Here is a 10,192-nt window from a genome sequence, read left to right as displayed (position 1 = left end):
GGCATTGGCCTCGGCCGTCATGCTGGGCTGGTTGCTGACCCGGGTCATCGTCACGCCTCTCAAGGCCACAACCGCTCATCTGCAAGCCATCGCCGAGGGAGATGGGGATCTGACTCAGCGCCTGCCGGTACAGGGGCGCGACGAGGTGGCCGACCTGTCGCGAGCCTTCAATGGCTTTGCCGACCGCGTGCATGGACTGGTCAAGCAGGTGGTGGGAGCCTCCGCACAGTTGGCGGCAGCGGCTGAAGAATTGTCCGCCACCAGTGGCGAAACGCGCCAGCAGGTGCGTAACCAGCAGTCGGAAGTGGAGCAAGTGGCCACCGCCATGAATGAGATGGCAGCCACAGTCCAGGAAGTGGCCCGCAACGCCTCCGAAGCAGCCAGCACCACACGCAGTACAGACGAGCAGTCCAGGGAAGGCACTCAGGAAGTGGAGCGGACCATCGAAACCATCCGGGCACTGGCCCATCAGGTGGAAGAATCCGCCGAGGTCATCGGTACCGTATCGGCCGATAGCGACGAGATCGGCAAGGTGCTGGATGTGATCCGGGGCATCGCCGAGCAGACCAACCTGCTCGCCCTGAACGCCGCCATCGAGGCTGCCCGGGCTGGCGAACAAGGACGGGGCTTTGCGGTGGTGGCCGACGAGGTCCGGACCCTGGCCTCCCGCACTCAGGCCTCCACCAACGAAGTACAGGAAATGATCGAACGTCTGCAGTCAGGTGCCGCCCGGGCGGTCAAGTCCATGGGCGAGGGGCGCACCAAGGCCCAGGCGGGTGTGGAGCAGGCGGCACGAGCGGGAGAGTCCTTGCAGGTGATCAGCCGTTCCATCGGGACCCTCAACGACATGAATGCCCAGATCGCCAGTGCGGCCGAGGAGCAGTCCGCGGTGGCCGAGGAGGTCAACCGCAACGTGGTCAATATCAGCGATGGAAGTGAGCAAACGGCGGCGGGTGCCGAACAGATCACCGCCGCCAGCGAGGAACTGGCGCGCCTTGCCGCAGACCTGCAACACCGGGTGGGAAGCTTCAAGGTCTGATCACGGATCCGGGCCCGGATCCGTTGGGTCGGCGACGACGAAGAGCCGCCCGCTTGCAGCGCGTCCTTCAAGCCCCCTGTTACGTCCCACCCTGTCCAAGGCTTTCTATCCCGACCTCTGGGAGGTGAGATGAAGACTGCATCTCGAACTGAGTCCAAAAGGTAGGACTGACATGTCCGTTTCGAGCGGCTTCTGGTTCCCACGCCTTCTTGGCCCCGGAGCGACATGGCTGTCATGCCTCCCTTGGACGACCTCCGGATGACTTGTCACTTGGTTCGCATGGAACACGATGAAATCCTGCGCTTGACGTAACAGAACACGCTCATGCCGCGGATCTCCGAGGATTCGGGCAAGGGGTGGAACAATTGGCTCAAAGCGTTAGGATGCAGGACTGATCCTGTCACCGACATCGCCCGTGTTTCCGACTCTCACATCCGTCTCCAGCCTGCTTCTGGGCATGGGCATCCTGCTCTGCGGTTCCGGCATGCTGGGCACCCTGCTGGGCCTGAGTGCCGCCCAGGCGGGACTGCCCAGCTGGCTGATCGGGCTGGTCATGTCCGGTTTCTTCCTGGGTTTCATCATCGGCTCGTTGCTCTGTCCTCACCTGATCCGCCGGGTGGGGCATATCCGTGCCTTTGGCGCCCTGGCTGCGGTGTCGGCCATCGCCGCGCTGCTCCATGGACTGGTCTTCGACCCCTGGGTGTGGTGGGTCTTGCGCATCTTCAACGGCATCTCGGTGGTAGGGCTCTACATGGTCATCGAGAGCTGGCTCAATGAACGGGCTCGACACAACCGGGGCCAGATCTTTGCCGTCTACATGATGATCTGTCTGGTGATGCTCGGCGTGGGACAGTTTCTGGTGCTGATCTACGGGCCGGGCCACCTGGCCAGCTTTGCCCTGGTGGCCATCCTGTTCTGCCTGGGCTTGATCCCCATCGCCCTGACCCCGGCCCTGCAGCCTACCCCCATCAAGGCCCAGCCCCTGTCACTGAAGGCGCTCTACCACAGGACGCCAGTGGGCGTGGTCGGCGCGCTGGTGGCCGGGATCGCCTCGGGGCTGTCCCTGTTTGCCCTCTGGCGGATCCTGCGGGAACCGGCAGTCGCTCCCGAAGAGAAGGCTGGCTTCGTGCCCATCACCCGCACATCGGCGGTAGCCGCCGAGCTGGATCCGCGCACGGAGCAACAAGCAGAACTGGAACTGGGGTACAAGCCTTAGCACACGGGCCCCTCCTGCCAGGCACGGACCCAGCCGGGCCAGAGACCCTATAGCCGCCCTTTTTTTGGACACCAGGCTGCAGTGCGGCTTCTGGAGGCCAATCCTTGCGAGTCCGTGATGTTGCGATCGTTCCGGGTCGGTCATGCTGATATCGAACCGATCATCGGCTTTGTCCGGGAGGGCAACATCGCCCAGTTCAACGACCCGGCCTTCGTCACGGAACTCGTGTCGTGGATCCGGTTTTCCCGACGAGAAGCATCGGAGCAAAGGGATGGCCTGACCGCACAGGCCCTGGGGTTCCCTACGATTCCCCGGTGGTTTGGACGCTGGATCATGACCAAGCAGGTCAAACCGGAAAGTGAGGCCGCCCGGCAGGAGAAGGCCATCCGCAGTGCCTCCGTGCTGCTGCTCTTCATTGCCCGGGATCACGACAAGCGTCACTGGGTTGACCTGGGCCGCAGTGATGACGCCCTGGAGATGGCCGAACGCACCGAGTGCTGATCTGCCTGGGCCGGTCAGTGATCCCCCCTCCAAGGACGCTGACCGGCCCTGAGCGGACATTGGAGGGCTTGGATCTGAGCGGCTGAAGTCGATTCTCTAACGGGCACGCCGAACCAGCCTGATCCACATGGGGAGCGCTTCGGGAAGGCCTTCGAGGTTGAAGGGTGAAGGTTTTACGGGTTTCACAAAGTTGGTCTCAGCAGTCGGAACCAGGTGTGGATGAAACTTGGTGCGTCACGTGATGGACGTCATTGCATGACGTATAGCGATGCTATACGATCAGGAGCGTGATCAAGAGCTTCCGGCACAAAGGCCTTCGAAAACTCTTCGAGACTGGGTCCAAGGTAGGTATCCAGAGCGGGCATGCTGCCAAACTGTCCCGTCAACTCGCGGTGCTGAATCGGGCTAGCACCCCGGAGGACATGAATCTGCCAGGCTGGGCTTTGCACCCACTCAGAGGCAACCTGTCGGAGCATTGGTCCGTTTTGGTCAGCGGCAACTGGCGGCTGACCTTCAAGTTCGATAACGGTGATGCAATCCTGGTCGATTATCAGGACTACCACTGAGGAGGGTCATGATGACGATGCACAATCCACCGCACCCCGGAGAAATCCTGCGAGATGACGTGTTGCCAGCGCTGGGGCTTTCGGTGGCGGCCGCGGCTCGCGAACTGGGCGTCACGCGGGCAGCGCTGTCCCGTGTGCTTCACGGTCACGCGGGTATTTCACCGAAGATGGCTTTGCGCATCGAGCGCTGGCTGGGTGTGGAGCGAGGCGGACGTGCCGAAGTCTGGGCGGGAATGCAACTCGATTACGATCTTTGGCGTGAGCGCCACGGCAAGGCGGCTTAGTGTTGGGTCTGCGGGGAATGCGCCCGAAATAACGTGGTACCGGATGGTAAGTTGGCGAGGATCACCCGACGGCCCCGGCGCTGGTCGACATACGCACTCATCAAGTTACAGTTCATCCCGCGGGGGGCTTGATCTGTGGTCTTCAATCCCATCGCATCCGGGGTATTTCGAGTGGCAGCTGTGAGTACGACTGGAGTCTCTCTACACCTCCACAGACCGTCCGCTATGGGTCGGCAAGAGTCCCCGGCAGACCGGGCAGACCGAGGAAGCCGCGCGAGCAGGAGTATTGTAGCGTCGCGCCCGGGACTGACTGAGAGACCCGCACCCCCCATTTCCGTCTGAGCCTCGGCAAGACCGGGGCTTTCGCGTTCAAGTGGCCGCTACTGCACCGAAGCGCCCGGTTCCCGGTTCTCGTTCGCGCTTTGGGCGTGCAGCCGAAGCCCGAGGGCGCGCACAACCTTCATGATCGTGGTGAACTCAGGGTTTCCCTCGCTGGACAGCGCTCTGTACAGTCCCTCGCGAGCCATGCCGGTGTCCCGGGCCAGTTGGGTCATACCGCGGGCTCGGGCAATGTCTCCGAGCGCGGCCCGGATCAGGCTCCCGTCCCCGGGGTCTTCAGCGAAGCAGGCATCGAGATAGAGGGCCATGTCCTCGTCCGTGTGGAGGTGGTCCACTGCGTCCCAGGGCTTCAGTGTCACGTTGGTCATGTCGTCAGTCTCCAATCTGCCGGGCCAGTTCGGTGGCCGCGCGAATGTCCCGTTGCTGGGAGTCCTTGTCGCCACCGGCCAACAGGATCACGATCTCGATGCCCCGCCGGGTGAAATAGATCCGGTATCCGGGTCCGCAGTCGATCCGCATCTCCTGCACGCCCTTGCAGACCGTCTTCGCGTCGCCCATGTGCCCCATCTCCACGCGCCGCAATCGGGCTGCGATCCGGGCCTTGCCCTGACGGTCCCGGAGTGACTCGAACCATGCATCGAACGTACTGGTTGTCTGGATCGTGACCATTGGACCGTATTGTGAACCATAGTTCACTCGTGGTCACGCGCTGGCGTGTCTTGATGCAAACCTCTCCTTACCGGGCTGGAATCACCCAGACACTCGGCATCAACGTAGAAGGAGTCCGAGAGATGCAGGGAATGCTGCCGCCGACGCTCCTTGGGCGCTGGGAAGTGTTCCTCAACGATTTAATAGAGGAGGGTACGCTCCGGGCGGTGGCGCACGTTCGTCGGTGCATCCACACCCTTGCTGGGTTCCCTGCCGACCGCCAACGGCAATATGGTCTCATCCGTGCGAGATTCTGCTGGCCTTCAGGATACCAAGCTCAGCGAAACCGTTGGCCTGCCTGCCCCCAACACCGAAGGGCGAGTGACGAATGTCCGCTTGAGGCAGGGCTGGAGACCCTCATCCGTTGAGGCCGAGTGGCAGCTCTGGGTCGCTAATCGCCAAGACCTGGAAACGCTCTGGGATTGAAAATATCCCTCCGCGCTTCCACGAGCTTGATCTGCTTGGTCAACTCATGCCGCGGATTGACAACCATGATTTCACCGAGGCCTGCCGACACAGCGCAGCTCGGGACAATCAAGCCCAGGCCCGTTCCCTCTCTCAGCCACTCATCGCCGAGCCTCTGCGTGGATTCGGGATGAGGAAAGCGGGCCCAATCCTCAGGCCAATGTTCCTGCGCCAGATACTCAATGGGAGTATCGTCAGGAATCTCGTACACTCCAAGGCGATAAGACGGAGGCACCATTCTCGGGGTTACGGTGTAATTCGCCATCTCCAGCATGGCGACCGGCGCCGACAATGCAAAATAAAGCGCCGGCGTACCAGGGAGATTCCAGCGAGCCCCGTCTTTGTAGCTGCCACCCAACCCGGTATAGACCTCCAGGTACTTTTCCTTCGTGATGCGGAAAATCCGCATCAGCTGAATTCCCCATACTCGATTTTGTTCAGTACCTGCGAAATCCAGCGACGACCCTCGAAGGTGTCGATCAGGTCAAGGGGGCGCTCGTCACCCAGAGCCGGTACCGGACTCTTGAACCACTGCATCGCGAGGTCATACGACTCCCAGACATCTGCTGCCTGGCGGAGCAACCGGACGGCATCCAGCACCTCCTCAGAAGTCTCTTTGGGCAGGGCTTTTCTACGGTAAACGCGACTGAGATTGCCAGAATCGATGTTCAGAATCCCCAGAAACGCTTCTCGCAGCCCCGTGGCCTCCACCACACTTTTAACCCAATCACCAGGAATGCCCTTGCGAGAGACATCGATAAACATCTTGCGACTGGAGAATACCTCTTCCGGAATGTCCCCCAGCTTTTTTCTGACCACCTCACGAGTGGCATCCACGGATGGGCGATAGGCCCTGGCCTTCCGGCCAGCGACGCTGACGCGACTTTCTTCTTTCTCCGGCTGACTGATCATAGCTCACCCCGCATCAATATGAGGCGATTGTAGCATCAAATCGATGCAGACAAGCGCAGATCAACCGTTTCTGGACGTATCTGTCCGGTGGCCCAACCCCTGCCTGGCGGCTGCAAGGGCTGGAGCGGACACGGGTGTGGCGTCATCGTCCGGTCGATATCCAGGGTCTACGGGTTGTCCAGGCCCAGGTAAGGCATCATCATCCGGCCGGATATCCAGGGTCTAGGGGGTTTCCAGGCCCAGGTAAGGAGTCATCATCCGGCCGATATCCACCCGCGCCCGCAGCTTGCGGCATAGCAGGAACATACCCATGAACTTGCGATGCAGGAACAGGGTGGCCGGTTCGGGCATGTGGCGGAAGCGCTCGTCCAGGAACAGGTCCTTGCCCCGGTAATACACCCGCTCGAACAGGTCCGAGGCGCCAAAATCATAGGGACCTTCATGCCGCAGCGGCTCACCGGAGAGCAGCAGCAGGTCCAGCATCTCGTTCACATCAGCCGGATCCGACTCCTCCTTGAGATACCCCAGCTCGATGCAGGCCCGGCGCATGTCTTCTCGATCCTCAGAGTACGCCGCCTGACCCAGATGGCGGTAAACCTCCACCCAACGGGGCTGCACGCGATGGGCGGCGCCGAAGTCCAGCAGGGACACGCGCCCGGACTCCATGTCGTAGAGATAGTTGCTGAAGTTGGGATCGGTCTGCACCAGCCCGAAATCGAACAGCTCCCGGAAGCCCAGGCGGCTGAGCAGGGTCGCCACCCGGTCACGATCTTCCCGGGGATAGTCGCCGGAGATCATCCGGTCCACCGGCTCGCCGGGGGCAAAGTCCATGGCCAGGATATTCTCCGTGGACAAGTCATCATGCAGCCGGGGCACGAACAGGTTCGGATCATCCCCCACCATGGCGCCATAGGCCTTCAGGGACTCGGCTTCGGTCTGGTAATCGGTCTCGCGGTGCAGCTGCAGGCGGGCCTCCTCGAACAAGGGCCCCAGGTCCACACCGGCGGGCATGATGCGGAACTGACGGAACAAAAAGGCCAGGTTGTTGATGTCGCTATCGATGCTCTCACGCACGCCGGGAAACTGGATCTTCAGCGCCAGGGTGCGGCCGTCGCGGGTTTCGGCCTTGTGCACCTGACCGATGGAAGCGGCCGCAATGGGGGTGAGATCCATGTGCTTGAACTGCTGCTCCCAGCCCTTTCCATATTCCCGGTTGAGCACGCCACTGAGTTGCCCCAGGGGCATGGGCTCCGCGCCCTGACGCAGGGCACCCATGATCTCCGAGGCCTCCTCGCTGAGCAGGTCCGTGCCGTCCATGGACATGAGCTGCCCCATCTTCATCACCGCCCCGCGCATGCGAGCCAGGCGATTGGTGAAACGCTGTGCATGCTTGCCGGGCAGATCGATGCGTGCCGGGCGACTGCCGTTGCTCTTGCGGGTGAGCTCCGTCAGGCCCTTGAAGCCGATCCCGGCCGCGAGCGTGCCGGAGGCCATGCCCAGGTGCCACAGGCGACCAAAACGGGAACTGGGGACGGGGTTGGAACGGCGTTTGCCATGATCGGACATGAATGATGCAGCCTTGTGGGCGATGTGAGTGTTTATTAGAGACTGCTAATTATGCCGGATGTTCATTGCGGGGGCATCCCGCCTGTCGCGCCCTGCCCCGACTACTCCAGCACTCGCCGAAGCCCGGACTCATTCAGCAGCACCAGGGTTTCACCCTGCACCTCCAGCAGGCCCCGTTCCCGCAGGCGGGCCAGAATGCGTGAGAGGGTCTCCGGTTTCATGGACAGCCGTGACGCAATCACCTGCTTGGGGATGGACAGGCGCACCTGTCCGGCCTGGGAGTGGGCCTGGGCCAGCAGGTAGGACACCAGGCGATAGGTGGCATTGTGCAGGGTGAGTTCGTCGATCTGACTGAGCAATCCGTGCATGCGGCGGCTCAGGCCGCCCAGCAGTTTCAGGGCCAGATCAGGGGATTCCCCCAGAAGCTGCAGGAAGCACTCGGTGTCGAAGGTCACCAGATGGGTGTCCGACAGGGCTGAGGCATTCACGGGATAACGCCGCTCATCCATGAACATCACCGCTTCGGCGAACAGTTGCCCGGACTGAATCACCTCCACCACCTTCTCGTCACCATCCCTTGAGAGCAGGTAAAGCTTCATGGCCCCGCTCTTCACCAGGAAAAAATGCGGCGCCGGATCTCCCTGGGAAAACAAGGGCTCACCCGCCCGGCAGTGGCGTTCCCGCAGGGTGGACTGGATGCGCACCAGCTGATCGCTGTTCAGGGGCTCGAACAGGTGGAGGCGTTGAAGTTCCTGCAAGGTCATGGGCAATGTTTCCTGTCGGGAAAGTGTGGCTCACCAGCTCCAGATGAGTGGCACCAGCAGGATCACCAGGGCTCCGGTGACCAGCGTCATGGGGATGCCCGCGCGCAGATAGTCACTGAACCGATACCCCCCGGGGCCGTAGACCATCAGGTTGGTCTGGTAGCCAAACGGCGTGGCAAAACTCGCGGAGGCAGCGAACATGATGGCCACTGCGAAGGGCATCAGGCTCACACCCAGATCCTGTGCCACGGCCCAGGCAATGGGGAACATGAGCACGGCGGCGGCGTTGTTGGTGATCAGTGCCGTGAAAAGTGCGGTGAGCAGATAGATCAGCAACAGGTTCAACCAGGGCTGATCACCGGCCAGCCCGGTCACATTCAAGGCCACGGCCTGGGCCAGACCGGTATTGTTCATGGCGGCGGCCACGCCGAAGGCAGCGGCGATGGTCAGCAGCACCGACCAATCCAGACTGCCACGGGCGGTGAACATGCTCACACACCCGCTCAGGATCATCAGCCCCGCCGCCGCCAGGGCGGCCTCCAGCATGCTGAGCAGGCCCAGGCTGGCGCTGCCAACCATGGCCACAAGAATCCCCATGGCCACCAGGGCCCGGTCATGTCGGGGCGTGGCGGAATCCTGCACCTGGGTCATGAGGAAGAAGTCCCGGCGGTTGCGGTTCTGGGCCAGGAAGCTCGAACCCGCCTCCACCAGCAACGTGTCGCCCGGGCGCAAAACGATGTCGCCGATCTTGCCCCGCAGTCGCTCACCGTTGCGGGCCACGGCGATCACCACCGCGTTGTAGCGGTTGCGGAACCCCCCATCGCGGATGGTCATGCCCACCACCGGGCAGGTATTGGACACCACCACCTCCAGGAGCACCCGGTCGGAGCGCCGGCCATCCAGCTTGAACACCTGCCCGGTGGCCGGGGTGAGACCACGAATGCGCTGCAGGTCGGCCATGGACTCCACCACCCCGACGAAGATCAGCCGGTCGCCCGCCCGGAGCATTTCCTGGGGCGACACAGCGGGGATGAGGGTGCCCTGACGGTCCAGTTCCATGAGATATCCACCAGGCAGGTGGCGCAGGCCGGCCTCCTCAATGCTCCGCCCCACCAGAGGACCATCGTCCTCAACCAGCATCTCCAGGGTGTATTCCCGGGGATCGTCGATATGGCTCATGGGCGGTCGGCGATCGGGGAACAGATATCGCCCGAAGACCAGCATCACGCCCAGACCCAGAAAGGCCACGGGTACGCCTACCCAGGCGATGTCGAACAGGCCCAGACCGGTGCCGGTCTGATCGATCAGCAGGCCATTGACCACCAGGTTGGTACTGGTGCCAATGACCGTGATCGTCCCTCCCAGGATGGCGGCAAATGACAGGGGCATCATCAGGCGCGACACCGGCAGATCCAGCTTGCGGGCCCATTCGTTCACGGCCGGGATGAGCATGCCCACCACGGGGGTGTTGTTCAAAAAGGCGCTCATCACCGCCACTGGCGTGGTCAGTCTCATTTGCGCCCGCCACAGGGAGCGCGGCCGCCCGAGCAGGGACTGGACGATCCACTGGATGCCTCCAGTCTCGCGCAGGCCGGCCACCACCACGTAGAGGGCCGCCACTGTGATCACGCCCTCGTTGGAGAAACCGGCAAAGGCCTCCCTTGGGCTGACGATGCCCGCCAGCAGCAGGATCACCACGGCCCCCACGAACACCAGATCCGGGGCTGCACGCGTGAAGGTGAGCATGGCCAGCATGCCCACGATCAGCGAGGCGGTAAACCAGGCCTCAAGGATCATGATTCATCAGTTTCCAGTGGTTCGTCCGCGATGGA

Annotated in this window: 12 protein-coding genes; 5 read left to right on the top strand and 7 right to left on the bottom strand. The window is 62.4% G+C overall.

From position 1 onward, the window contains the following. The 5 genes from LPW30_RS13005 to LPW30_RS12985 form a co-directional block, all read left to right on the top strand. A partial coding sequence (locus LPW30_RS13005) for a methyl-accepting chemotaxis protein (protein WP_239681077.1) occupies positions 1-1,039 on the top strand: 1,039 nt, incomplete at its 5' end. Positions 1,040-1,454: 415 nt separating this feature from the next. After that, positions 1,455-2,255 carry an MFS transporter gene (locus LPW30_RS13000; protein WP_239681076.1) on the top strand — a complete coding sequence of 267 codons (801 nt, stop codon included), beginning with the start codon at positions 1,455-1,457 and terminating at the stop codon, positions 2,253-2,255. Between the two features lie 117 nt (positions 2,256-2,372). Next, a complete protein-coding gene (locus LPW30_RS12995; protein WP_025281653.1) occupies positions 2,373-2,756 on the top strand; it encodes a hypothetical protein in 384 nt (127 codons plus the stop codon). A gap of 287 nt (positions 2,757-3,043) precedes the next feature. Next, complete coding sequence (locus tag LPW30_RS12990) at positions 3,044-3,322, top strand: type II toxin-antitoxin system RelE/ParE family toxin (protein WP_239681075.1); 279 nt, start codon at positions 3,044-3,046, stop codon at positions 3,320-3,322. 11 nt (positions 3,323-3,333) lie between these two features. Continuing rightward, the gene (locus LPW30_RS12985; RefSeq protein WP_025281655.1) at positions 3,334-3,606 is read left to right on the top strand and encodes a HigA family addiction module antitoxin; all 273 of its coding nucleotides are present in this window, start codon (positions 3,334-3,336) and stop codon (positions 3,604-3,606) included. A gap of 380 nt (positions 3,607-3,986) precedes the next feature. On the opposite strand, the gene LPW30_RS12980 is transcribed toward LPW30_RS12985, so the two are convergent. The 7 genes from LPW30_RS12980 to LPW30_RS12950 form a co-directional block, all read right to left on the bottom strand. Then, complete coding sequence (locus LPW30_RS12980) at positions 3,987-4,313, bottom strand: addiction module antidote protein (protein WP_025281656.1); 327 nt, start codon at positions 4,311-4,313, stop codon at positions 3,987-3,989. A gap of 4 nt (positions 4,314-4,317) precedes the next feature. Continuing rightward, complete coding sequence (locus tag LPW30_RS12975; protein ID WP_239681074.1) at positions 4,318-4,614, bottom strand: type II toxin-antitoxin system RelE/ParE family toxin; 297 nt, start codon at positions 4,612-4,614, stop codon at positions 4,318-4,320. Positions 4,615-5,044: 430 nt separating this feature from the next. Further along, the gene (locus LPW30_RS12970; RefSeq protein WP_239681073.1) at positions 5,045-5,527 is read right to left on the bottom strand and encodes an RES family NAD+ phosphorylase; all 483 of its coding nucleotides are present in this window, start codon (positions 5,525-5,527) and stop codon (positions 5,045-5,047) included. Beyond that, entirely contained in the window at positions 5,527-6,030 is a 504-nt protein-coding gene (locus LPW30_RS12965; protein WP_025281659.1) for an antitoxin Xre/MbcA/ParS toxin-binding domain-containing protein, read from the bottom strand. Before LPW30_RS12965 ends, LPW30_RS12970 begins: the two co-directional genes overlap by 1 nt. A 222-nt stretch (positions 6,031-6,252) precedes the next feature. Then, positions 6,253-7,596: an ABC1 kinase family protein gene (locus tag LPW30_RS12960; protein ID WP_239681072.1), complete on the bottom strand. Its 1,344-nt coding sequence runs from the start codon at positions 7,594-7,596 to the stop codon at positions 6,253-6,255. Between the two features lie 101 nt (positions 7,597-7,697). Next, positions 7,698-8,360, bottom strand: a complete 663-nt coding sequence (locus LPW30_RS12955; RefSeq protein ID WP_239681071.1) for a Crp/Fnr family transcriptional regulator — start codon at positions 8,358-8,360, stop codon at positions 7,698-7,700. A gap of 30 nt (positions 8,361-8,390) precedes the next feature. Then, complete coding sequence (locus LPW30_RS12950) at positions 8,391-10,157, bottom strand: SLC13 family permease (protein ID WP_238625171.1); 1,767 nt, start codon at positions 10,155-10,157, stop codon at positions 8,391-8,393. Positions 10,158-10,192 lie beyond the last annotated feature (35 nt).

This window comes from Ectothiorhodospira variabilis (assembly GCF_022227625.1).
Classification (GTDB): Bacteria; Pseudomonadota; Gammaproteobacteria; order Ectothiorhodospirales; family Ectothiorhodospiraceae; genus Ectothiorhodospira; species Ectothiorhodospira haloalkaliphila.
Note: the sequence above shows the minus strand (reverse complement) of the source record. Positions and strands in the feature narration are given on the sequence as shown.